The sequence below is a fragment of the Chengkuizengella axinellae genome (assembly GCF_030730905.1).
GTDB lineage: Bacteria > Bacillota > Bacilli > Paenibacillales > KCTC-33759 > Chengkuizengella > Chengkuizengella axinellae.
This window is the reverse complement of the sequence record NZ_JAVAMP010000005.1, coordinates 59,760-84,069: the sequence shown is the minus strand read 5'-3', so window position 1 is coordinate 84,069 and position 24,310 is coordinate 59,760. Positions and strand designations below refer to the sequence as shown.

Here is a 24,310-nt window from a genome sequence, read left to right as displayed (position 1 = left end):
TAAAAATATTAGGTAGACAAATTAAAATCTATGTTGACAAATGAGGGGATCATAAGTACCCTAGTTGAAGGATTTCCGAACAGCGAACCGAATCTTCCATATGTTTATGTACAACAAATTGAAAATCCTGTTTTGTTTGCGAAGAAAGTGAACAGAGTTATGAATCAAGTTTTATCACGTTCTCATGCTGTAAGACACCCTCTTCTTCAAGTGGGAAGATCAAAATAAAATATAGTGAAGCGTAGTCTATGGGCTAGAGATTGCGTTTTTTTATGAACTAAAAAACTCGTTTGAGTAAACAAGAAGTTTCGAGGTGAAATATATGATACATAAAATGGGATTGTTTGAAGAGTATTATACGTCAGTTAAAGAGGGTAAGAAAATAGTTGAAGTCCGTCTAAATGATGAAAAAAGAAGAAGAATTAAACTTGGGGATAAAATTAAATTTATCAAACTACCTGAAGAAAATGAAATCATCTATGTTGAAGTTCTAGAATTAATAAAATATGATACTTTTAAAGCAATGTATGAAGATATTCCATTTCAACAATTTGATTGTGAAGGTTGGAGAATGGAAGATATGCTTAAAGGAACATATCAGATTTATACTTCAGAGCAGGAGAACAAATGGGGTACATTAGCTATAAAGATGAAGGTACTAAACGACTGTTAGTTTTTTTACTGCTTCATAGGATATGATCAATAAGAGGGGATTTTATGAAAAAAATTGTGATTAGCTTTGGATTGGGAGTTTTGATTATTTTGATCACAGTTGTTATTGCTTCTACTAATGAAGATATAAATGATGAGGATAAGCTGAATTCTAATCCTATTTCAGAAAAAAGTTATACACTTAACGGGACAAGTGAAAATTGGGATTTACAAGGGTATGAATTGAAGTTTGATCAAGATACACTTACAGCTGGGAATGGTGTATTGAAGTATAAGTTAGATGAAGAAATCACGGACTATCTTTCATTTGAAATGATAGCCATCGTAGATGGTGAAGAGGAATATTTGCAAGGTGTAAAATTTGTAAGCTCAGACATGAACTTTAATAGTCAACACACTGGTAATGGGGTTATGCCTATACCTCTAAACAAAGATAATAAAGAAATGAATGTTTCAAATATTGATAAAATGTACGGGGTTATCAAATGGAAATCCGCTGCAGGTGATTACAAAGAAGAAGTGATAAGTGTAGATTGAAATTTTCAATATACAAACTGCTGCGTTGTGCAGCAGTTTGTATGAATTAAAGTCTAACTTTCAGTGGGAAATATTAAACTCCCACTAAAAGAAAGATTCTCTTTATAACGATGCTCTCAATATGGACATCACATCTTCTTTATTTAACTTTTTAAAGTTTCCAAATTCCCCATAAACTAAAGTTTTGTCTGCAATGGCATCTAAGTTTTTATCATCGATATCATAATCAACCAAAGTTGAAGGAGCACCTAGGCTAGACCAGAAAGCACTTAGTTTTTCAATGCCTTCAAGTGCAACATCACGATCTGATTTTCCTTCTGTTTCCACAGCAAAGACACGAGTAGCTAATTGTTTGAAACGACCAACATTAGCATCTAAATTGTGCTTCATCCAATTTGGGAATAAAATAGCTAACCCACCTGCATGGGGAATATCGTATACTGCGGATACCGCATGCTCAATGTTGTGAGTAGCCCAATCTCCACGATAGCCCATGGACAACATTCCGTTTAAAGCAATTGTACCATTATATAGGATCGTTTCACGGTGATCATAATTTTCCAAGTCATTTAGTAATTGAGGTGCTGTTTCAATCACAGTTTGCAGCACGGATTCACACATTCGATCTTGAAGAGCTGTGTTTTTTGTATGGTGGAAATATTGCTCTAGTACATGTGTCATCATGTCTACAATGCCATAAATGGTTTGATCTCGAGGCACGCTGAATGTATTTTCAGGATCTAAAATAGAGAATTTAGGAAAGACCGCAGGACTTCCCCAACCGTATTTTTCATTCGTTTCCCAATTTGTAATCACTGAACCAGCATTCATTTCTGAACCAGTGGCTGCAAGTGTTAATACCGTACCAAATGGCAATGCTTCTGTGGCTGCTTTTTTACGTGTAATGACTTCCCAAATATCTCCGTCTAGTTTTGCACCAGCAGCAATGGCTTTTGTACAGTCAATAACACTTCCACCTCCAACAGCTAACAAGAACTCGATCCCTTCTTTTTTACAGATTTCTACCCCTTTGTGTACTGTAGTTAAACGAGGGTTAGGTTCCACTCCAGAAAGCTCATATATATCTGCATCCACTTCTTTTAAATAATCAATTACCTTATTATAAATTCCATTTTTTTTAATGCTTCCTCCACCATAAACAATTAACACTTTTTTTCCGTATTTCGGAACTTCCTTTGTTAATTGCTCCATTTGTCCTTTGCCAAAAATCAATTGAGTTGGATTATAAAATGTGAAGTTTTCCATTACATTAAACCTACTTTCTTTTCGAAATAAGTATACAATTCTTCACTATTATATAAATAAACGAAGCTTAATATCAAATCATACCTCATGAAGAAACCTAACTTGGTTCAAAATTAGCAATATCGTATGATTTGTATCCTCCAGTTAAATTTTTAACTTTAAATCCTTCTTGTTTTAAAATGCGTGAAGCAACATGTCCTCTTAAACCAACTTGACAGTATACCCAAAGTTGTTTATTTGGATCTAGTTCATGTTTTCTCTCACGTAATTCATCTACAGGGATATGAATCGCACCTTCTATTGATCCTTTATTAAACTCCTGTTCCGTTCTTACATCAATTAAAATTGTGCTGGTTTGATTTCTTATCTTTTCTAATTCATCAATTACAAAAACCTCTGTCTTATTTGTCAGTACATTTTCTGCAACATAACCTGCCATATTCACAGGATCTTTCGCAGAAGAATATGGGGGAGCATAACTTAATTCAAGCTCAGTTAGATCGTTGATTGTACCACCCAAACGCATGGCAGTGGCAATGACATCTATTCTCTTATCTACACCTTCAACACCAAAAGCTTGAGCCCCTAGAATTTTTCCATCCTCCTTAAAGATTAATTTTAATGATATGGTTTTCGCTCCTGGATAATATCCCGCATGAGACAATGGATGTACATGAACAACTTTGTATGGTATGTTGACTTGGTTTAAATTTCGCTCATTTAATCCTGTACACGCCCCTGTAATATCAAAAATTTTAATAATTGAAGTGCCTTGTGTGCCTTTGTATTTGGTAGGAATACCGCAAATTTGATCAGCAACAATTCGACCTTGTTTATTTGCGGGTCCGGCTAATGGTATAGCTGTATTTTGTTGGTGAACAAAATGTTTAACTTCTACTGCATCTCCAACAGCATATATGCTTTCAACACTTGTTTGCATACTGTCATCTACAATAATATGACCATTTTGGCCAAGTTTAATGTTAGAATTTTGTAAAAAAGCGGTATCTGGAACAACCCCTATAGCCATAATGACTATATCTGCGGTAAGTTTGTTTCCATCCTTCATATAAGCGGTGATTTTATCTTCATCATCTTGAAAAGCTTCAACACGCTGATTTAACATAAGTTGAACACCTTGTTCCTGCATTTCCTTTTCAGCATGAGCCACCATGTCTGAATCAAAAGGGGACAAGATATGGGGTGCGTTTTCGAGTAAAGTGACCTCTATTCCACGTTGGATTAAGCTTTCGGCCATTTCAACACCAATATAACCTCCGCCTACAATAATGGCTGTCCCAGTATTTTGCTGATCAACTGCTTTTTTAATCCGATCCGTATCAGGCACATTTCTAAGTGAATAGATTTTTTTACTATCAATACCTGATATGTTAGGTATGAAAGGTTTGGCGCCCGGAGATAAAATGAGATTGTCAAATGTTTCTTCATACTGTCCTTCTTTAGGACTATTTATTGTAACTTTTTTATTAACAGCATCTACTTTTATAACCTCACTAAACACTCTGACGTCTATGTTGAACCTATTTTTCATCATTTCTGGAGAAGTGACCAATAATTTTGAACGTTCTTGGATTGTTTCACCTATGAAATATGGCAGTCCACAGTTTGCAAATGAAATAAATTCTCCTTTTTCAAACATGATGATGTCAGTTGTTTCATCTAATCTTCTTAATCTAGCCGCTGCAGAAGCACCGCCTGCTACACCGCCTACGATAAGTACTTTTTTACCCATGGTTGATTCCCTCCTATTGTGGTTAAAATTAAGTTTTAGTTTTTCTATGGTAAATAAACTTAAATTAATAAATCGATATATCTTAATTTTACGATATAATGCTCAGTTTATTCAATCTATTTAACATGAAAGATTTGTGACATTCTTGAGCCATATCATGAATAGATTTGGTATAATGTTTAAAAAATAGGAAAAGGAGAAAAACTGGATGTCATTACTTCAAAGAAAGTATGTATTAATACTCACTATAGTAGCTATATTAGGTTATTCTAGTATATTTCCCCAATCTATCAGTTATGCAAAATATGAAGATTGGACGGAATTGCCTGAGTTGATAGATGTTCCTCTAGTAAAAACATTTACGATTACATTTAACAAGGAGATCAAAGTAGAAGATATTGATGGCATTCTCATTGAAAGCGAGGATATGTTTATACCTGTTACGATACATTTAAAGGGAGATGAAGCGACGGTTACTCCAGTTGAATATCTCCGTCCTGATACAGATTATACCCTGCGCATATTTCTTGATAACTCTCGTTATTTCATGAACTTTTCAACAGAACAAACAGATGAGAATTTTATTTATATGGGTAAAAAGGATGTTGTTAGTGAGTTTGCTCCAGATGAAACAATAATAGGAATGAATTATTATCGGTTAGATTTAGGTGGGGGCAATCCAGTACGAATTTATGTTACAGATGATTATGAAGAAGAATATGGAAAAGGTTTTGCTTATACAGAAGTTGAAGAGATGATTACATCTATAGAAAAAATAAAAGATTTTGAACCTTATTTAAATGGAAACTCTTCTCTGGATATATTTTTTTACACAGATGATTCTGATACTCCATTCCCCGAAGACACACAAGGAAAGGCAGCCACTTGGGGGGAACATACGGAAATCTTAATTAATGGATCTACTATTCCATTTGATTTTAGACCAGTAGTAACACATGAACTTGTGCATTATTTTGATCAACAATCCTCATTGAACAATAAAGAATTTCAACCTATCTACGAAGAATATTGGGGTGAAGACTATCGTTTTTGGCTGTTGGAAGGAGGAGCGGAGTACAGTGCTCACTTCCATCACACTTATCCTAGGAATACGTTAAATGATTTGGATTTAGAGCTAGTAAAGGATGCAAAGTACTCCATTGAGAGATATGTAAATCAATTAAAGAGCAGCAAAGAAGTGCTTGATGAGGATATTAAGCTAGATTCTTTCGATGATATTAAAAGGGCAAGTGATAGTAACTATGGCGTTGCATTATCCTTATTCTGGTATTTAGTAGAAGAGTACGGATATGAAGAAGTTTACGAGTATGTAGAATATATCAGTGATCATTTTGATCCCGAGCAATCAATCACTCAAAGTGAAAAAGATGATGCTGCTATTGAGTTTTTTGGAAAGACAGAAGAAAGTATTCTAGAAGATTGGTTAGAGCACTTTGATCAATTTGAATAAGTTCTGGGCAGCCTTTCAGATTTAATTAGGAAAAGCTGCTTTACTTTGATAGGATGATCCTGACGACATCTCGTAAGGTTACCGATAGGGTATTTTCTTATAGTATTGTAAAAGATGGTAATATATATTGAGCAGAATTAAAGAATAAAATTAAAAAATGAACTAACAGGGAGAAGTTATGGATAAAGAAATAGTAACAATCGTAGAATTAAATGCAGAAAATTGGTATGAATGTTGTACATTAGAAGTTTCAGAAGAACAAACAAGGTTTATGGAGTCCAATGCTGTATCTATTGCTCAAACTAAATTTGAACCTACATTAAAACCTTATGTTATACAATATGAAGGCAAAACCGTTGGTTTTCTAATGTTTAATTCGGTAAAAGAAGAACTTGATGGATATTGGGTATATCGGATTATGGTAGATAAGAACTTTCAAGGAAAAGGAATTGGTAAAAAAGCAACTGAGCTTATGATAGAGGAAATAATGAAGCAACCAAAGGCAAATAAAATTATTGTGGGTTATCATCCTGAAAATATAGGAGCGCATCAATTGTATGAAGGATTAGGATTTGTTGATAAAGGAGATCGATTTGGTAAGGAGATGGCAGTTGTAAAAGCGTTGTAAATGATCTAAGGTGTTAAATTAACATAACCTGAAGTTAAAAAACATTAACTTGCAACAAACCTTGCTTAAATTCGTAGTAGATGATAAGTAAGGTTTGTTTTGATATGAAAGAGGTGCTTTCAATGCAAAGAGCGATTCATATTTTTCCACAGCTCCAGAATATTAGTTTAATAGAGCGATTAAGAAAGAAATATGATCCTTTATATGGTTTTATTCCACCGCATATTACACTTGTCTTTCCTTTTGAAAGTGAGATTCCAACACAAAAATTAGAACAGCATGTGAGAAATTCTTTAGCTAGAGTCCATCCATTTACTATTCAACTTCAGAGGGTCACTGCATCGTTTGATCGCTATTTGTTTTTAAACGTTAAAAAAGGAAACGATCAGATCATTAAATTGCATGATTTGCTTTATTCTGGACCACTAAAGAACTTTCAAAGCAGGAGCCATACTTACACACCTCACTTAACGGTGGGAAGATTAAAAAGTGATGAAGATCTTGAAGCTGCGCTGAATCATACTCAAACTTTTGAAACAAGTTTTGAAACAGTTGTTACTGAAGTGAAGACCGAAATCATTGAGGGGAACGGAGATTCAACAATTGAATTTACAGTTCCATTATCCTGATTAAAAATAGCAAAAAATGCAAAATATATTATATAAGAAGATTTGAGAGAATTTAGATTATAAGTTCTTTTATGCAATGGAACCAAAGGTTTTGTGGGGGGAGATAGTAAAAATGAAGTTTGCTGTAATTGCGGATATTCATGGAAATGCCACTGCTTTAAGGGCGGTTCTGAATGAAATTGATAACAAAAAAGAGACAGAGCATATATTTTGTTTAGGGGATATGATTGCTATAGGACCAGATTCAAATGAAGTGCTCGAGATTTTATTTTCAAGGGAAGATGTTTCTATGATTACTGAAAATCATGATGAAGCAGTTTTAGCTCTTTTAAAAGGAGAGGAGCATCCGGAAAGTCATTCTCATGCGAGGGAACATCATCTTTGGATTGGAGAGAGAATAGACAAACGTTTCATACCAAAACTAGAAAAACTACGAAGAAGCTGCTTATGATAATACTGAATTTCAATCGTCCTATGAAAAGTTGCAAGTACCAGATAGGGAATTTATTCTTAAAGTATTTCATGGTGGACAAACGATTTAGTTAAGTTAATATTAATCAGGATGAAAGTATGAGTTTGTCACGTTCCAACACTCCGCAAGACTTCTCTTCTATAAGAGGGAGTAACGGACTGTAATCACCTGAGAAATTCAACTAACTTTCAATGGGGGATATGAAAACCCTTATTGAAAGTTAGATTCACTTTATTGGAGGTACATATGAAAAAAGTTATTGTAATTTTCTTTACCCTTATGATCGTTATGATTGCTGGATGTAATGATGTGGATACAGATAAAGCGAACACACAAGAACAGAATATATTCTACTTTGGTGAAGGAGAAAAGTGGTTTGCGACTTATACCGTATCTAAAGTAAGCAAGTCTTACTTTGATTCATTATATATCCAGTATATTAAAGATCATAATAATCGAACTGAAGAAACAACAATCGGAGATATTGAATATGTATTAAAAGCAGGCAATTGGACGTCACAGAGTAGTTATCCCCAGTCTTTAAAAGGGGTAAGGAACTTCCACACAGCTTCGGAAATGAACGCAGAAGCGTTTGATTTTGCTAACCCTGAAGAAGTTGTACTAGAAATAAGTTGGCAAGATAAAAAAGAAACGATTACCCTAAAAAAACAATAATTATATATATTTAATTGGTTGGTATAGATTGGATTACGAGATTCTTTTCAATATGAGAAGTAAATATGAAGTGGCTTGTAAACTTTTTTAGTCATTGGAGATGATAGATGTTGAGTATTAAAAAGTTCCATCGAGCATTTGGTGTGTATGGTATTTGTGTAAAAGAGGACAAGCTGTTGGTTATCAACAAAAATAGAGGTCCTTACACCAATCGTTTAGATCTTCCTGGAGGGAGTTTGGAAGAGGGGGAGAGTTTAACATCTGCTATGAAGAGAGAGTTTAAAGAGGAAACTGGACTTGAAATTAATATCAAACAAAACATAGGAACTTGTGACTTTATATTGCCCTGGAAATGGAAGGGATTCAATCATGTCCATCATATTGCTGTTTTTTATGAGGTTGAAAATATAAGTGATACTTTTACAAAACCAGTTCAATTTAAAGGGCAAGATTCGCTGGGTGCTGAATGGATCTATGAAGAAGAGGTATCAGCAAATAATGCTTCGCCTTTGGTTATGAAAGCATTTGAATGGTTGAGGGAAAAAGAACTTGATTTTCATGTCCAATGTTATGAAGAATGGATAGTGAATACATAATTCAGTACATCCTGTATTGACAACTCGCCTATGTTTTTGCGTTTAAGGCTCACTCACCAAACGGGAGGTTTCTATAATGGTAGTTTTGATTCATAGGAGGCAACACAAATGTTCTTTCTACAAATGTCAGGCTTTCCGGGATCAGGAAAGTCAACTCTTGCACGAGAAATAGGTAAAGCAACAAATGCAGTTATTGTTGATCACGATATTGTAAAGTCAGCCCTAATGGAATCCTTAAATAAGGTGGATTTGGATGACAAGAAACTAGGCAAAGTATCTTACAATATTGATTGGTCTTTCATTGATTTTATTTTATTACAAGGTCACAGTGTAATACTAGATAGTCCATGTTTGTATACAGAAATGGTAGAAAGAGGACTAGAACTGAGCAAGAAGCATAATGTGAAATTTAAGTATGTCGAATGTATATTAGAAGATATAAACGAAATCAATACTAGACTAAAAAGTAGGAAAAGAATGAGGAGTCAAATTCAACAAGTTCATTCTGAAGAGAGCTTTATGAAATGGATAAAGAATAGTAAAAAACCATCGAACATCAATACTCTTACTATTGATTCTTCTCAACCACTGGATAGTTATATAAACGGTGTGATTAAATATTTAGAAGAAGAATAGAAAGGTGAATATCAATGACGTCTATAGGTTTATTGGGAACATTGCATAATGATGAAATTAGAAAAGAAGTAAATTATTCTTTAAGTTTAATGAAAGATATCATTTTACAATTCGCACCGGATATTATTTGTGGAGAAATTCGAGAGCAGGACTGGGGTCAGTATATAAAAGATAAATCCTATACAGGTTATCTCGGCCCGGATGAATATAGAAGACTGATTATCCCTTTGTGTGAACAAGTAAATATACAATTTTCCCCGATAGATTTTTTTGATGATAACCACGTATCATTAGACCACTTTACTCATTACTCTAAAGAGGAACAAAGAGAGTTATCTTCTATATTGGCTGAGAGATATAAGGAAATGTTCAAGGAAACCAAAAATGACCCTATCCCATTTAACTCTCATCAACTTAATCAACTTATAGCAGACAAACAAGAATGGTTAAGAACCGTGAATTTAGATGTTCAAGAGGAAATTTGGGATCAAAGGAATAAAGTGATGACAGACAACATTAAAAAAGTTGTCAGTGAAAACGAAGGTAAGAAAATATTAGTAACTGTAGGTGCAGAGCACTGTTATGTTTTTTTAAAAACATTTCAAGATGAAGGGTGGAAAGTGGAATTTCCTCTTAGATCATAGATTAGTCATCATAAAATTTAATATAAAGGAGATTCAAACCCATGACTGTTGTAGGTATATGTACATAAAGGAAATATTCCATTTAACTCACGAGAATATGATCAGGTTACAGAAGAATTATATGAGTGGCTGCATGGTGTGAATCCAGAGGTTCAAAATACACAATATTCACATTTTGAATCATCAAAAAAACCCATACTAACATCTCCATTCGCTATTTTTATTCATTGTATGAGATGGAATTGAATTTTGTTTGGACTTCTGTACTATCCTAAAAAATTGTGCTTTAGCGTAATAAGAACCAAGTATTATTAGATTCAACTAACCATTGAGCAATACGAAGTTCAATGGTTAGTTGAAATTATAGAAATTAACCTTTCAAAAATAGGTTAACTTCCTTTAAAAATAATTTTTCTTCTTCTAAAAAAGGATAGTGATTACTGTGATCAAATACAACAAGTTTAGAGCCTGGTATCAATTGATTTATCTCAAATGAATATTCTAAAGGACATTGCACATCGTATTTTCCACACATAATTAAAGTAGGCACTATGATTAGTTTTAATTTTTTAGTTACATCCAATAATTGCATCTCTCTAGCAAAATAGTCCATACGAATCCGAGACATCTTTTTAGAAATATTTCGATTGAAATACTCTGTGTATTTTTCAGGTTTAACTAAAGATAATTTTGTTCTTTCTATCGAAATCTCTTTTCTATCTTCTGGAGTGAGATCAGGTTGTTTTAATGATTCAATTAGATCCTGCATTTTATGAAAAAGAGGATGTTCAGCATGATAAATGCAATCCTTTGAAAAAGTCATATAATCTCTAGCTGCTGCCCCTACAACGATAAGGAACTCAAGACTAACTGAGAAATAAATTCCATACACTAACCCAAGAATTCCTCCCGTTGAATGACCTGCATATCCCCAAGTTTTCAAATGCAAAGCTTCTCTAATCGCTTCTAAGTCAAACACAGTTTCTAGCATACTTAGTTCATATGCATGTACAGCTTTTTCCGAATCTCCTGCTTCTCTTAAATTGACTAATATCACTCTGTGTGTTTCTGTAAACGTTTTGGCAAAATAATCCCCTGATTCATTAAATTCAGAGTATAAATGGGTTATGCAAAGTGGTTCACCATTTCCTTTTTCAAAAACCTCAAATGTTCCTCGTGAAGTACTTATTAGCTCTCGTTTCCAAGTATCCATATATACAACTCCAATTTTTTTAGAGATGAGTGCATCATACTAATTATAATTTACTGAGAAAATAAGAAGTAAGAAGAATTTTATATCATCCCTATAAATAAATTGAAAGAGTCATTACTTGTTGCAACTAATTCCCTGATAGACTAGTAGCCAAAGCGATAAAGTCTTTTGTCATTGGAAAAAATCCATAAGTTCTTCCATAAAGTTGATGACCGTGTTGAGAAGAATGAGCTTTACAAAAATCCGTTAGAGGGATACTCCAACGGATTTTTTGATTTAAGAAAAAGACTTCTTTATGATTCTATTCAGACGATGGATTTTTTTTGACACATACTTTAATGATATCTTTTTCTACAAACCTGAAAGCTACTTGTTCATTCGTAACAGGATGTGTTCCAAAGTTCTGCGTTTTAGCAAAAACCTCACATAATACAGTTGAGCCTGTAATCATGAAAGAGTCGTTCTCATTCGCATCTTCGCGGTCAATAATACACTGGAAAGGAAGGTCATTAGTAATGATATTCTCTTCCCGAACACCGCTATCTAACACCGCAGTATAGGTAATAGACTTACGCAGGAAACCACTAATAATAACTTTTTCTGGACACACTTTTTCTATTTCAGCAAAGACTGTATTACTATGAGAAATCGTTGCATTATTTAATGCAGGTGGTACCAACTGAGTATTTCCCTCAACAATAACCTCACAACAAGATTGTGGATTGCTTTCAACAATAGGACCAGATACGACCTTCATGGGTCTCATCATCTCATTATCCTCATGATCTAAAATATGGCAGTGCCATACATACCCAGGACCAAAGGTGGGATCAAATGGAAATAAATTTTGTCCAGGTTTGGAATCACCTGATCCAACATTTTGTGGTGTAAAACGAAGTCGAAGTATGGTTACTTCATTCGGGTTCGCTCGAACCGTATCCTTCCATCCCTGCTCATTCAAATCTGGATCTATAGGTTTACCTATAAGATATGGTTCAACATCTAAAGGAATCGTTGGATGTTGGAGAGGAGGTTTACCATTTAGGCTTTCCCAGTCCGCTAAATACCTTTCAGAGTCAAAGAGTTGCCGACTAACCAATTGAAACTGTATCAAATGTACGTGGATTGGATGGGTAGCTGCCGATACGTTAGCTAATACCCAGTCTACTGTTGATCCCACCTGTGGTAATTCTGAGGTTGGAGAAGCCCACTTCTGACCATCCAATAATAATTCACGAGGACCGGGCTCGGTTTCTTCACGCACCACATTTAGAGTTAAGGTTTGTTTTGGAGCATCTGGAATCAGTATCGGTATGTTATTTAGTATTGGTGGAAGTCTCACTGGTCGTACTGGCGGTGTATCAAGCACAGTGAACTGCATAATTTGTCCCGTTGTATCTGGATCTGGTCTATCTCCTCCAGGAAAAGGAGCAAAAGCATCGTTTGTTACAATAATTTTAGTTCCTGGATCTAGCCTTGAAAAATCAATTAATACGTCAGCACGCTCTGCTGGAGCAATTAGTATTTCATTCAATTCTACTGGGCAACGTAAAAATCCTCCATCTGAACCAATCTGTATAAATGGCTGATCATTAGATAGTTTTAGATTATAGAATCGTGAATTCGATCCGTTAAGGAACCTACAACGGTACTGCCTTCGTTCAACATTAAGGTTTGGCCAAACTTTTCCATTAACCATAATGACATTGCCTAGAAAATCATTAACCCAATAGGGATGAACGTTTGGATTAACACCGATGTTAGGGAACAATAATGAACCATCTTCATTAAATGAACGGTCCTGAATAACGATAGGAATTTCAAACGGACCGCTTGGAAGAAGAGGCTCGATATCATTATTGGGATCTCTTAATAAATAAAATCCAGAAAGTCCTGCAAAAACATTAAGCCTTGTAATACCAAGTGCATGAGCATGATACCATAGGGTTGTGGCTTCCTGTTGATTTGGATAATTGTTTCGAGATTTTACGAAGCTAGGACCTGTCTTTTCTTCTCCAGCAGTAAACCATGAATCAGGACCTCCATCTGAATCAGATCTAACTTCCCCACCATGCAAGTGAGTAGTTACAGGAACTGGACTCTGTGCCAGTGGATATCCAGGTGGAAAATCTAAAAAAGGTGGATCTGGGCTTGGTATATTATTAGGGTTAGCCCAGTGAAGTGTCGGATCCACTGGAAGAAAATGTGGCTCCGTAAGGTTATTTACCCACTGAACGTTAATAGGAATTCCTTTAACAGCTTCAAACGTAGGTCCTGGGGTACTACTTGAACAAGAACCGTCTTCTATAATACCCTCATATCCAAACACAAATGTTTCAGGAAATCTAGGTGGAAGAAGTTGTTGTTTTAATGTAGTAATAAACACTGTATAGTTGTGACTTAATACTTCACCTGTAGAAGGTTCTTTTGCAACGAAAGGTTTAAATACAGAGGGAACCACTAATTGATTCACATACTTAGGAATGAATTTAGGGTCTAAAGGTATTGTCATTCGATATCCTCCTTGCATATTTGTAAATAATAAGTGTATAACAAAAATTTACAATTACTCCAATATATATGTTTTATTATTCTAAACATTCGTGTCAAAGAATTCTATCTTAAGTAGCATAATGTTTCAGAAAAGAGAAGTTGTTCGAAATGTTATTATTAATGGTGAAGATGAAGTGGATAATAATCAATTTGTAATTAAGGATATGTTTTCTGGAGTAGAAAAAAACAAACTTTTTAGAACACTAAATAGAAAAGTATAGGCTACTAACTAGGGGGTTGAATATGTTTTCATATCATACAATAGATATAGAGCAGGATTTTGAAACACTATACAAGTTTAGAAAAGATTCGTATGTTGTTAGCTTTGGTGATGATTCTTTATCAGGAAGTAGAGAGAGTTATATGAATAAGTTAAAGGAACGTTTAGTTAGTTTTCCAGATGGACTAGTCATTGTTAAAAATAATAATCAACCTATTGGACAAATCACAATGCAAATAAAACCATATGAAGGGAAAATAATTGGATATGTAAACCTTTTTTATTTAATTGAAGAATATCGAAATAAAGGGTTTGGAGATCAATTAATTCAATATGCTGATAAGATATTTAAGAAACATGAAGTAACTGAATATCACCTTCGTGTGACAACAACAAATGAAAGAGCTATTTATTTTTATAAAAAACAAGGGTTTAAAATGTTAAAAAAAGAAGAGAAGCATTCTGTGCCAAGGTATAGGATGTGTAAGATCCTATTATAGAGTTTTCACTCCTATGGACTTATTTAAAGAACTATATGATTCTTACTAGTGGATTGTAAAACTTCCTTTATTAAATGAAGCATTTTTGTTAGGATAAAATACAATTCTAGTAACTGACTACAGGAGGGATTGAATCGTGAATCCATTACTACTCGATTTTCCAACACAATTTACAACAGAAAGATTACTCATCCGTATGCCAAAACCAGGTGATGGTCAGGTTGTTTATGAAGCGATTAACGCTTCTATCACTGAATTAAAACCATGGATGCCCTTTGCTCAGAAGCATCAAACATCAGAAGATGTTGAAATCAACATTAGGGAAGCCCACATTAACTTTTTAAAGAGAGAAGATTTACGATTACTTGTTTTTTTGAAAGAAACAGGTCAATTAGTTGCCTCAACAGGGTTGCATAGAATAAATTGGTCCATACCAAGCTTTGAAATTGGTTATTGGATCGATTCCAGATTCAGTGGAAAGGGTTATATGACCGAAGCAGTTCAAGGAATTACGGAATTTGCAGCACAAGAGTTGAATGCAAGAAGAATAGAGGTACGCTGTGGTTCAACAAATGTAAAGAGTCGTGCAATTCCAGAGAAATTAGGTTATACATTAGAAGGGACTTTTAGAAATGACAGTGTGTCAATTGATGGTAGCGGATTAAGAGATACTTGTATATACGCTAAGGTTTTTTGAACAGTAGAGAATTTAACCTTGAGATTTGAATTTTTCCAGTAAGATAGAGATCATATAAAACAAAGTTTGATCAAAACTAATAAATTAGATTGAATTTCATGAGTTTTGATTAATTCATATTACATGGAAGGGATATTTTATTGAGATTTAATCCATACTTTCCACTTATTTGAATTGAATGAATTTTTATTAATATAAGGTTTATCTTCTGAGCTAAATAAGTAAAAATCTTCTCCCCAATGACCAGCACAAAAAAGGTTGACCCAATTGTTAAAGAAAGAAGCAAATTTTTGACCAAGTCTATAACCGTGCATATGATAATTAGTAGTTAAATAAATTACTTCACCATAGTTATATTTTAGATCAATTCCTAAAAAACCACCATTACCAAATGAGGTAAAAATAAGGGTGTTATTTTTCCTCCAGTGTTTCAATTTCCTTTTCATTTGTAGGAGGTTGGATATTTAATCTACATTGAAGGGTTTTATTTTGACACGATAAGTAATGATTAGCTAGTAAATCATTCCATGCTTGAAAATTATATTTCATTATTACTATCACACCTATTCTTTTCTTTTTGACCTAAGTAAGTTTTCTTTAAAAGATTTACTAAAGGAAATCTATAGAGCATAAGATTGATTATACTATGAACGTTTGAAATAATTAGATATTAAAAATTTTAACATAATAATATAAAATAACCTTATACGTATATATGGAATATCTTAGTGAAAGGTTGATGTGAAGTGTGAAAAAGAGAAGGTTTGTCATACTAATAATAGTTGTAATCATATTCATTTATTTTCTTATTGGGTATAGGCTAACAGCGTTAGGAGCTGCTAAAAACCATACCTTTCTATCAAACGATGCTGTGTTGATGGAGGATTATGAGCTAGGTTCATTTAGCATTTTTTTATTTAAGAGTGATGATGAAGAGATGTACCGAACTGTATTAGTCGAAAAAGCAGGATTGTTATTCAGAAGTACAAATTCTACTTATATTCCGTATAATTCTGATATTCTTCAAACAGTTGGAGGAATGAGCTTTACATTGAAAAACGAGGAAGCTACCTTTTTGAGTATAGTGTCAAACGATGAAGAAATAGCATATATAGAAGCAGGTGCGGAATCTTATACGGAAAGAAAAGAAATAAGTATGGGAGAGCGCATCTCATTTTTGTTTCCATTTTCAAAACAAATCAATTTTCTAAATCCTATAGCATTTGATAAATATGGAAATGAACTGTATTATTACGGCTACCCTAAAAATACAAATGTATTTAAGAATGAAGATTTAAAATGGCATAAAATGAAATGACAATGTGAGAGCTCAGATTGGAGTTTATGTTGTAATTAAAAACCGAATAAGGGAACAATCTGTTATGATTGAGGAAGTTAAAAACATGGATTTAGTAGTCGTAGAAGATAAACCTTCTCACAGAAAGAAAGGCTCACTATGAAAAATATTATAGATAATGAATTGAAGTACAGCATCCTTAAACCCGCAGCAAAGAGTAAAAATAAAGCCATCATTTTCTATCATGGATGGGGAACTAATGTAGAGAGTAATCAAGATATTGGCGAACTGTTAGCTAATGAAGGTTATCAGGTGGTTTATCCTGAACTGATATATCATGATACAAGGAATTGTTTGGAGAATCATTTTGATGATAAAGTGATACAAAACTATTTTTGGAAAACAGTGATGGAATCGATAGACGAATGGGATGAACTTATAAACACACTAGGAGTCACTGAACATGAAATCATCCTTGTAGGCAGTTCCATGGGAGGTTTTATTGTAAATGGTATTTTCGCGACAAGGAAATCATTGGGAGGTTTAATTAATATAAATGGTTCAGGTTCGTTTGTTTTATCTGAGCAGGTTTTTAGAAAAATGGGGAATAGACATGAATTAACAGTAGATGAAATGAATTTATTAAAAGAGTATGATCCTGTTCAGTCTGATAACTGTTCATCACCAGTACTATTAATGCATGGTGATTCAGATACAACCGTACATATTGATGGACAAAAGGATTATTATACTTATTTAACTAGGCATAAGAAAAGAGATAATGTAGATTTAATGATCTATGAAAATATCAATCATGTCATTTCACCAGAAATGGTAAGGGATATGATGGAGTGGTTAAGAGCTGATTAAAATATCATGATAAATCACCTCCTGACACCATATACAATATGAATAAATTCATTGATTTGCTGATGGATGGTAATGTAGTCCTTATTATGAAGTTGTTTTAACAGTACTGAACGGTTTGTGTACTGTTTATTTTTTTCATTGGATAGAGATGTTCCTCCATCTTTAAGCATAAAATCTACAATGCAAACACGTCCATGTGGTTTTAAAATTCGATGTACCTCTTCTAAAGCAAGCATTTTTTGCTCATCCTTCAAATGATGGTATGTAAAACTGGAAATAACAAAGTCAAATTCATTATTAGAAAACGGAACAGCAAGGAAATTACCGAGTTTAGTTTCGAGTTGAGGGTATTTTATATGGCATTGTTTCAGCATTTCTTTTGATTGATCAATGCCCTTGATTTTAATACTTTTTGAGACAAATTTCCCTGCAAAGTTACCGGTCCCAACCCCAATATCTAATCCAACTTCCCCCTTATTGGGAGAAATCCATTCAACTGCTGTATTTAGAGACTGTTCATAATGTTCAGTTTGTTTTATCTCTGGAAAAACATCTAAAATTCGTTGATCAAAAGATGGGGCTAGTTGGTCGAATCCCCATTGATCACTCCATTGTTTCCGAATGGTACTTAATCTTTTTGATCCTTCCGCAAGTTCGAATATTTCCTCTAATTCTAATGAGCTATTATCGTTCAATCTATCCATCATTTCATCTATTGTATCAAGCTGCTGCTTTAATTCAATCCACTGAGTATACATTGTTGCACGTTGTAAATCCAGATAGTGTTTAACTTCCCTCTGATCCTTTTGCTCCATATTTGATAAAACCTTTTTAATTTCTTGAATTGGAATGCCGATTTCTCTTAAAGCGATAATGGTTTGTAATCTCAATATATCTTTTTCATTAAAAATGCGGTATGCATTTTCTTTTTGCTTCTCGGGTGAGATTAATCCTTTTTCTTCATAGAAGCGGATCGCTCTAGCAGATATATTTAATTTTTTAGCTACTTCGTTTATTTTCATATCTATTTTTCACCCTTACGGTCTTATTTCATATCATTACACTTTTGTAGATTTACTTCATTATATACATTAACGTAACGGGAAGGTAAAGTCTTAGATGATTTGCTTTAGTATAAAAAAATAAACATCACATTATCGTAATGTTTATTTAAACTTTATTGCTTTCTAATTTAATTGCAACTATTCTTTTACAATACCTAATACAAATCCATCGTATCCTTTTGCCCCAACAGTTTGAATTGCAGTAGATTCGATACGTGACTCTTCTGATAATAAATCGATGAATTGACGTGTACCCTGAACACCTAAGTCATCACTGGCTTCATCAATGACATTTCCACTGCGGACAACATTATCTCCAATGATCACAGCACCAGGTTTTGCAAGTTTTAGCGCCCATTTCAAATAGTTAGGGTTGTTTGGTTTATCGGCATCAATAAAGATGAAGTCAAATCTAGGGTCTGACTTTTCTTCAAGCATCTGTAATGAATCAAGTGCGGCTCCAACAATAACTTCAATTTTATCTTCTAATCCTGCTTGTTTAATGTTTTCTCTTGCTACATTTGCATGATTTGGACTATATTCTAGTGAGGTGAGGCGTCCCTCTTCTGGTAAGGCTCTTCCAAGCCAAACACTGCTATAACCACCAAGTGTTCCTATTTCTAAAATGTTTTTTGCACCTTTAAGTTTTGCAAGTAAATAAAGTAATCTACCTTGGTTAGGAGAGACATCAATAGCGGGCAAGTCAGCTTCTGTATTTGCAGTTAGTATAGAATCCATGATCTGATCATTAGCACGTAGTTTTGTGCTGAAATATACGTCTACATCATTCCAAATTTCCAAATTATCCATCATTTTCACTCCTAAGATTTAAATTGATTCTTCCTACTTTAAATGATACTATAAGTTCTATATTTTTATAATGAATATTGTAAATGTGATACTGCAATTACTTTTTTGATCCCTAACACTTTTAAGCCAATCGAATACTTGTTCCAATACAACTTCATTATGCCACCTTCCATAATGGTGATTTTCGAACCCATATAAAAATAAAGATATTCAATATGAATGCGAGTAAAAATACAGTGCTTGGATCATACCATTCTGCAATCCAACCTGAAGCAAAAATAGCAAAGGGCATGCCAAGTTTAAAGATAGAACCTGTGATTCCGCTTATCCTGCCAATGAATTGTTGTGGGGTTGTTTCTTGTCGGTAAGACCAAATACATATCGTTCCAATGATGCCGAATAACCCTTCTAAAAATAATCCAACTCCCAACAACCAAATGTTCTCAGTCATAAATAAAACGAAATAGGCTAATCCTGTTAATAGAGTGGATACTCCTAAAATAAAACCAAGGGAAAATTTTTTTCGAATATAACTTACAATACTACTCCCAACTAATCCTCCGATTCCAGCACATGATAAAACGATTCCTAATTGAGAACTATCTAGCTTTAATTCGTCTTTTGCAAAGAAGATCACCATTGTATCTACCATACCAATAGTAGAATTCGAAAAGATCACAAGGATGGTAATCAACCAAAGTGGTTTATTCCTTCTCAGTTCTTTCCATCCAGCTTTTAAATCCTCCCAAAAGTTAGATTTTCGTTTCTTTACTAGTTCTTTTGAATCCAAAAATAGTAATAAGAAAAATGCGAAGGAAAACGCTGTGGATGTTATAAGCAATCCATAGTGTAAGTCAGACAGCAGCAATATAAAACCTGTGATTGCGGGGCCCATAATGCCAACAAACTTGTGTACAAATGAAAAGGATGCATTCGCAGAAGTTAATAGCTGAGTAGGTAACACCTGCTTCACAATACTAGCTTGTGCGTTATAGTAAGCATAAGAACACGTCATCAACATAAATCCTGAAATATAAAATAGGATAAGATTATGGTTTCCGAATTGAATAAGTATAAAAAGCATGAATAGAACAATGATTTGAAACACGATCGCCATTAAAGACCATCTTTTTTTATTTACTCGATCTACTATCACACCAATAAACATGGCTAATAAAAGGTTAGGCAAAAACTCAATGCCTCTCATAGTAGACATAATAACGGAAGACTGCGTTAATTCGTACAAAATGAGTGGGAGTGCCAATTCATAAACCTTGCTTCCAAAAGCAAGGATGGAGCCTGTAATAAAAAGAATGACAAAGTTTTTATTCATCCATATAGAAATACTCTCTCTTTTTTCTTGGATCGCTGTATTTTGCTTAGCTGTAATCATTGTTTATCACCCCTTCTTTTGTTGATTTCTATTGTAAATGGATTTAAGATGAAAAAAAGTGAAATTACATCATTCAGTTTTTCACCTTTTATAAGAATAAATGCGATATAGGATGTGATAAAGATATGTTAGTAGAAGAGCATTATCTTCGATTAAGGAATCATTTTTACACAGTTGAAAATGACGTGTGGATTGAAGTGAAATTAGATCAAATCAGTGAGGTTTTACATAGCACTAAACGAAATACTAATTTTCTTTTAAGAAAAATGGAAGATCGAAAGTGGATCAGGTGGTCACCTGGAAGAGGGCGAGGAAATGTTTCTAAGGTGACATTTTTAAAAGAGAAAGATGATCTGATCATGGAGCTCGCTAAAAATATGGTTTTAAAAAGTGATTTGCAAGGTGCAAACTCCGTTTTACAAACCTATAACATAAGTTCAGAAGGAAGAGGTCTCTTTTATATTTGGTTAGAAAACCAACTAGGATACCATATCCAAAAAGATCAGGCGAAGTCGATGGACATTCTTAGATTTCCATTTTACAGACCTATCCCATTTTTAGATCCAGCTTTTGTAGGGCGTAGAACTGAAGTTCATATGATCGGTCAGATTTTTGATACATTAGTTGTATTCAATGAAAAAACGGATGAGCTCGAGTCTCATCTATCCCACTATTGGACAAGTGATGAATCCAATCAAATATGGACATTTTTCTTGAGGAAAGGAATTCATTTCCATCATGGAAAACCGTTCACGTCATCAGATGTAGCATACACTGTGAGACGAATCCAAGACCCAGCTACGAAATCTCCACATAGGTGGATGATGAAAGATGTCAAAAAAATAACCTGTGTAAATGAGTATGCTGTCCGTATTGAACTTGAGGAACCGAATGCATTATTTATAGATTTCCTAAGTACAGATAGATTGTCTATTGTACCTGATGATTTACATAAATATGATCGTTTTGCTACATTTCCGATAGGTACGGGTCCATTTTCTGTGGAAAAAAATGATGACTCTATGTTCATTCTGCAAGTGAATGAGAGCTATTTCAAAGAAAGAGCTCACTTGGATCAAATCGAAGTTTGGGTATGGCCGAATTATAAGGAAGATAAAAAAATATTACTTGCTGATGAAGAATTTAAACATTTGCATATGTGGTCAAATTCCATAAGTAAAAATAAAGATTTGAATAAAATAGACAGTATTGAGAATGGCTGTACTTATTTAGTATTTAATCAGCAAAAACAAGGATCACATCAAAATGGGAACTTTAGAAAAGCCATGCATCATGTTATGAATAGGGCGTTAATGATAGAGAAATTAGGTGAAAGAAGACATATGCCTGCTAGTGGATTTTTACCAAATCAACAGATGGATTCATATATAGATGATTATGATATAGACCTGGCTAGAAAAGCGTTAAATCAAAGTGGATATAAAGGTGAGCTCCTTCATTTATATACTTATGAATTGCACATTAATGAAGAGGATGCTAGTTGGATTCAAAAACAAGCAGCACTATTAGGAATCCATCTTGAAATCTCTATACATCCTATAGAACAATTGAGAAAATTCGAGGTGATGAAACAGGCGGATATGATTGTAGCAGGGGAAGTGTTTGGTGAGAATTTACAATTAGATATTTTTGATATGTTTCAGATGAGCTCCTCTTTTATTCATCAGTTTTTAAGTGATCAATATAAAAAAATGAAAGATGATAAAATAGCGGAATTATTAAAAACTTCGAATAAGTCAAAACGTTTGGGTATATTTAATGATATTGAAAAAGAGCTTCGTGAAAGCTACTCTGTTCTATTTTTATATCACAGCAAGCAAAATGCGATGCATCATGCTGACTTGAAGGGAGTCTCTCTAAATGCACTTGGATGGGTAGACTATCGGAAATTATGGTTTAGTTCTTTATAAAAGCCAGTATTCACTTGATATGATCATCTAACTACTAGTAATAGAAGATATGAAAACTTTAACTAAAACCAATACTCACTTTTTTAGTAAAAAAAACTCTTGTCAATCCCAATTTGTTTTTGGTAATATATACTTCTCTGCGCATTTTCCGCTCATTATTTTTCAATGAAAATAATTGAGATGGAGGTGTTTTTATGTTGTTTGCTATGTTAGCAAAAAAGAACTATGCGAGAAATTTGCAGTATCGGAGCTCGCATCTCGTACATAATGTCGCTAGTTTCATTTTTGGATTTGTGTACGTTTCAATTTGGATCGGTATTGGTGAAAGTAACTCTTTAGGAGAATATGGTGTAAAGGGGATGATCACATATGTTGCTTTTAATCAAGCCTGTTTGTGGTTGACATTGTTTATCACAAATAGTTTAGGAATGGAGCAATCCGTTCGGACAGGTCAGATTTCATTAGACCTTATGCGTCCTGTTCATTTGTTCTATCATTTAATGAGCAAGGAATGGGGACAGATTTTTTATCAATTTGTATATAAATTTCTTCCTATTTATTTCATTTATTTTTTCTTGTTTTCTCTTCAAGTTCCTCAGCAGTTTTCTACTTATTTTTGGACAGCAATCGCTCTTATATTAGCAGGATATATTTGTATTTGCATCAACTACTTAATTGGTGTTGTATCATTGTGGACAACAGAATCCAAATGGTTATTTTGGGTGAATTATGCCTTTAGCATGCTGCTATCCGGTTTTTTTATTCCCGTGGAATGGTTGCCAGGCGTATTTTATCAGTTAAGTATGTACTCACCGTATCCTTACATTCAATATTATGTTACTAGAATTTATTTAGGGTATGAAAGTTATTCTGTATTACTAGGCTCTGTAGCATGGTGTATATTTTTTACGGTTTTATGCCTAGCTGCAACTTCTATTATGAGAAAAAAACTAGAAGTGCAGGGAGGGTAATAGATGGAAATGCGTATGTATTTTATGTTAATCAGGGCCAGCATTAAAAGTCGGCTGCAATATAAGTTTAATTTTATTTTCTCAATGTTAATGGCGATGCTACTTAATGTTTCTGAATTTTTGATGATCGCGTTTGTTTTATTGAAGTTTAATTCAATTCAAGGTTGGAGCATATATGAAGTAGGATATTTATACTCTGTTATTTTGTTGTCTAAAACGTTGTACCGCACGTTTGCATCTGACGTACATCATTTAGAAAAATACCTCGTTAGCGGTGATTTGGATTCGTTTTTTATTCGTCCTATTCCGATCCTACTTACTTTAATGTCTCAAAACTTTTTCCTTCTAATAGGGGAACTCCTTCAAGGTACATTTATTATTTTGATCTGTATTCAACATTTTCATAGTATTGGACAGGTAGATTTATGGATAATTCCAATCACTATATTGATTATTTTAGCTGGATCCATCATCTTGTTTTCTATCGGACTGGCCACGTCTACCCTCGGTTTTTGGCTTACTAGAGTTGAAATGCTTCAAAACCTAACAGAAGATGCCGCCATGAATGCGGTTAGATATCCTTTATCACTATATCCTAATTGGTTGAAAGGCATTTTTCTAACCATACTGCCTTTAGGATTCATCAATTACTTACCAGCTTTATATATTTTAAAACAAGATGTAGGAATTTGGATCATTGGAGCTACAATAATGGTAGCTTGTTTATGCTTGTGGCTCAGTCTGAGGTTTTGGAAAATAGGACTTTCACGATATCAAAGTACGGGAAGCTAATTAAATAGAAATAAGGAGAA

At 33.9% G+C, this 24,310-nt stretch carries 26 protein-coding genes; 18 read left to right on the top strand and 8 right to left on the bottom strand.

Going from position 1 to position 24,310, the window contains the following annotated elements:
* Positions 1 to 30: 30 nt before the first annotated feature.
* From Q5Y73_RS12580 to Q5Y73_RS12570, 3 genes are all read left to right on the top strand, one after another.
* On the top strand, positions 31 to 228 hold the full coding sequence (locus Q5Y73_RS12580; protein ID WP_305992257.1) for a hypothetical protein: 198 nt from the start codon (positions 31 to 33) through the stop codon (positions 226 to 228).
* A gap of 94 nt (positions 229 to 322) precedes the next feature.
* The gene (locus Q5Y73_RS12575) at positions 323 to 673 is read left to right on the top strand and encodes an ASCH domain-containing protein (RefSeq protein ID WP_305992256.1); all 351 of its coding nucleotides are present in this window, start codon (positions 323 to 325) and stop codon (positions 671 to 673) included.
* A gap of 44 nt (positions 674 to 717) precedes the next feature.
* The gene (locus Q5Y73_RS12570) at positions 718 to 1,209 is read left to right on the top strand and encodes a hypothetical protein (RefSeq protein WP_305992255.1); all 492 of its coding nucleotides are present in this window, start codon (positions 718 to 720) and stop codon (positions 1,207 to 1,209) included.
* Between the two features lie 102 nt (positions 1,210 to 1,311).
* Here Q5Y73_RS12570 and Q5Y73_RS12565 read toward each other — a convergent pair whose 3' ends face one another.
* Positions 1,312 to 2,475, bottom strand: coding sequence for an iron-containing alcohol dehydrogenase (locus tag Q5Y73_RS12565; protein WP_305992254.1), 1,164 nt, complete (start codon positions 2,473 to 2,475; stop codon positions 1,312 to 1,314).
* Between the two features lie 97 nt (positions 2,476 to 2,572).
* A complete protein-coding gene (locus tag Q5Y73_RS12560; RefSeq protein ID WP_305992253.1) occupies positions 2,573 to 4,228 on the bottom strand; it encodes a CoA-disulfide reductase in 1,656 nt (551 codons plus the stop codon).
* A gap of 208 nt (positions 4,229 to 4,436) precedes the next feature.
* Between Q5Y73_RS12560 and Q5Y73_RS12555 the strand changes: the two genes are divergently transcribed.
* From Q5Y73_RS12555 to Q5Y73_RS12520, 8 genes are all read left to right on the top strand, one after another.
* On the top strand, positions 4,437 to 5,699 hold the full coding sequence (locus tag Q5Y73_RS12555) for an Ig-like domain-containing domain (protein WP_305992252.1): 1,263 nt from the start codon (positions 4,437 to 4,439) through the stop codon (positions 5,697 to 5,699).
* Positions 5,700 to 5,877: 178 nt separating this feature from the next.
* A complete protein-coding gene (locus Q5Y73_RS12550) occupies positions 5,878 to 6,327 on the top strand; it encodes a GNAT family N-acetyltransferase (RefSeq protein WP_305992251.1) in 450 nt (149 codons plus the stop codon).
* A gap of 122 nt (positions 6,328 to 6,449) precedes the next feature.
* The gene (locus tag Q5Y73_RS12545) at positions 6,450 to 6,956 is read left to right on the top strand and encodes a 2'-5' RNA ligase family protein (RefSeq protein ID WP_305992250.1); all 507 of its coding nucleotides are present in this window, start codon (positions 6,450 to 6,452) and stop codon (positions 6,954 to 6,956) included.
* Between the two features lie 112 nt (positions 6,957 to 7,068).
* On the top strand, positions 7,069 to 7,407 hold the full coding sequence (locus Q5Y73_RS12540) for a metallophosphoesterase family protein (protein WP_305992249.1): 339 nt from the start codon (positions 7,069 to 7,071) through the stop codon (positions 7,405 to 7,407).
* Between the two features lie 267 nt (positions 7,408 to 7,674).
* Positions 7,675 to 8,103 (top strand): hypothetical protein, encoded by a 429-nt coding sequence (locus Q5Y73_RS12535; RefSeq protein ID WP_305992248.1) that lies wholly within the window; start codon positions 7,675 to 7,677, stop codon positions 8,101 to 8,103.
* Positions 8,104 to 8,210: 107 nt separating this feature from the next.
* Positions 8,211 to 8,699: an NUDIX hydrolase gene (locus Q5Y73_RS12530; RefSeq protein WP_305992247.1), complete on the top strand. Its 489-nt coding sequence runs from the start codon at positions 8,211 to 8,213 to the stop codon at positions 8,697 to 8,699.
* Positions 8,700 to 8,807: 108 nt separating this feature from the next.
* Positions 8,808 to 9,335 (top strand): P-loop nucleotide/nucleoside kinase family protein, encoded by a 528-nt coding sequence (locus Q5Y73_RS12525; protein WP_305992246.1) that lies wholly within the window; start codon positions 8,808 to 8,810, stop codon positions 9,333 to 9,335.
* Positions 9,336 to 9,349: 14 nt separating this feature from the next.
* Positions 9,350 to 9,979, top strand: a complete 630-nt coding sequence (locus Q5Y73_RS12520) for a hypothetical protein (protein ID WP_305992245.1) — start codon at positions 9,350 to 9,352, stop codon at positions 9,977 to 9,979.
* 370 nt (positions 9,980 to 10,349) lie between these two features.
* Here Q5Y73_RS12520 and Q5Y73_RS12515 read toward each other — a convergent pair whose 3' ends face one another.
* Both Q5Y73_RS12515 and Q5Y73_RS12510 read right to left on the bottom strand, forming a co-directional pair.
* Positions 10,350 to 11,192: an alpha/beta fold hydrolase gene (locus Q5Y73_RS12515; RefSeq protein ID WP_305992244.1), complete on the bottom strand. Its 843-nt coding sequence runs from the start codon at positions 11,190 to 11,192 to the stop codon at positions 10,350 to 10,352.
* 301 nt (positions 11,193 to 11,493) lie between these two features.
* Entirely contained in the window at positions 11,494 to 13,704 is a 2,211-nt protein-coding gene (locus Q5Y73_RS12510; RefSeq protein WP_305992243.1) for a multicopper oxidase family protein, read from the bottom strand.
* Between the two features lie 284 nt (positions 13,705 to 13,988).
* Here Q5Y73_RS12510 and Q5Y73_RS12505 point away from each other — a divergent pair, with 284 nt between their 5' ends.
* On the top strand, positions 13,989 to 14,465 hold the full coding sequence (locus tag Q5Y73_RS12505) for a GNAT family N-acetyltransferase (RefSeq protein WP_305992242.1): 477 nt from the start codon (positions 13,989 to 13,991) through the stop codon (positions 14,463 to 14,465).
* A gap of 136 nt (positions 14,466 to 14,601) precedes the next feature.
* Positions 14,602 to 15,162, top strand: a complete 561-nt coding sequence (locus Q5Y73_RS12500; protein ID WP_305992241.1) for a GNAT family N-acetyltransferase — start codon at positions 14,602 to 14,604, stop codon at positions 15,160 to 15,162.
* A gap of 411 nt (positions 15,163 to 15,573) precedes the next feature.
* Here Q5Y73_RS12500 and Q5Y73_RS12495 read toward each other — a convergent pair whose 3' ends face one another.
* Positions 15,574 to 15,711 (bottom strand): hypothetical protein, encoded by a 138-nt coding sequence (locus tag Q5Y73_RS12495; protein ID WP_305992240.1) that lies wholly within the window; start codon positions 15,709 to 15,711, stop codon positions 15,574 to 15,576.
* 199 nt (positions 15,712 to 15,910) lie between these two features.
* On the opposite strand from Q5Y73_RS12495, the gene Q5Y73_RS12490 reads away from it, so the two are divergent.
* A complete protein-coding gene (locus Q5Y73_RS12490; protein WP_305992239.1) occupies positions 15,911 to 16,480 on the top strand; it encodes a hypothetical protein in 570 nt (189 codons plus the stop codon).
* Between the two features lie 138 nt (positions 16,481 to 16,618).
* A complete protein-coding gene (locus Q5Y73_RS12485) occupies positions 16,619 to 17,329 on the top strand; it encodes an alpha/beta hydrolase family protein (RefSeq protein ID WP_305992238.1) in 711 nt (236 codons plus the stop codon).
* 14 nt (positions 17,330 to 17,343) lie between these two features.
* On the opposite strand, the gene Q5Y73_RS12480 is transcribed toward Q5Y73_RS12485, so the two are convergent.
* The 3 genes from Q5Y73_RS12480 to Q5Y73_RS12470 all read right to left on the bottom strand — a co-directional run bounded on the left by Q5Y73_RS12480 (position 17,344) and on the right by Q5Y73_RS12470 (position 20,596).
* Positions 17,344 to 18,351, bottom strand: coding sequence for a MerR family transcriptional regulator (locus Q5Y73_RS12480; RefSeq protein WP_305992237.1), 1,008 nt, complete (start codon positions 18,349 to 18,351; stop codon positions 17,344 to 17,346).
* A gap of 180 nt (positions 18,352 to 18,531) precedes the next feature.
* Positions 18,532 to 19,203: an O-methyltransferase gene (locus Q5Y73_RS12475; RefSeq protein WP_305992236.1), complete on the bottom strand. Its 672-nt coding sequence runs from the start codon at positions 19,201 to 19,203 to the stop codon at positions 18,532 to 18,534.
* Between the two features lie 157 nt (positions 19,204 to 19,360).
* Positions 19,361 to 20,596: an MFS transporter gene (locus Q5Y73_RS12470; RefSeq protein WP_305992235.1), complete on the bottom strand. Its 1,236-nt coding sequence runs from the start codon at positions 20,594 to 20,596 to the stop codon at positions 19,361 to 19,363.
* A 125-nt stretch (positions 20,597 to 20,721) separates the two neighbouring features.
* Between Q5Y73_RS12470 and Q5Y73_RS12465 the strand changes: the two genes are divergently transcribed.
* From Q5Y73_RS12465 to Q5Y73_RS12455, 3 genes are all read left to right on the top strand, one after another.
* Positions 20,722 to 22,527, top strand: a complete 1,806-nt coding sequence (locus tag Q5Y73_RS12465; protein ID WP_305992234.1) for an SgrR family transcriptional regulator — start codon at positions 20,722 to 20,724, stop codon at positions 22,525 to 22,527.
* 194 nt (positions 22,528 to 22,721) lie between these two features.
* A complete protein-coding gene (locus tag Q5Y73_RS12460; RefSeq protein WP_305992233.1) occupies positions 22,722 to 23,498 on the top strand; it encodes an ABC transporter permease in 777 nt (258 codons plus the stop codon).
* A 3-nt stretch (positions 23,499 to 23,501) separates the two neighbouring features.
* Positions 23,502 to 24,290, top strand: a complete 789-nt coding sequence (locus tag Q5Y73_RS12455) for an ABC transporter permease (RefSeq protein WP_305992232.1) — start codon at positions 23,502 to 23,504, stop codon at positions 24,288 to 24,290.
* Positions 24,291 to 24,310: the final 20 nt, after the last annotated feature.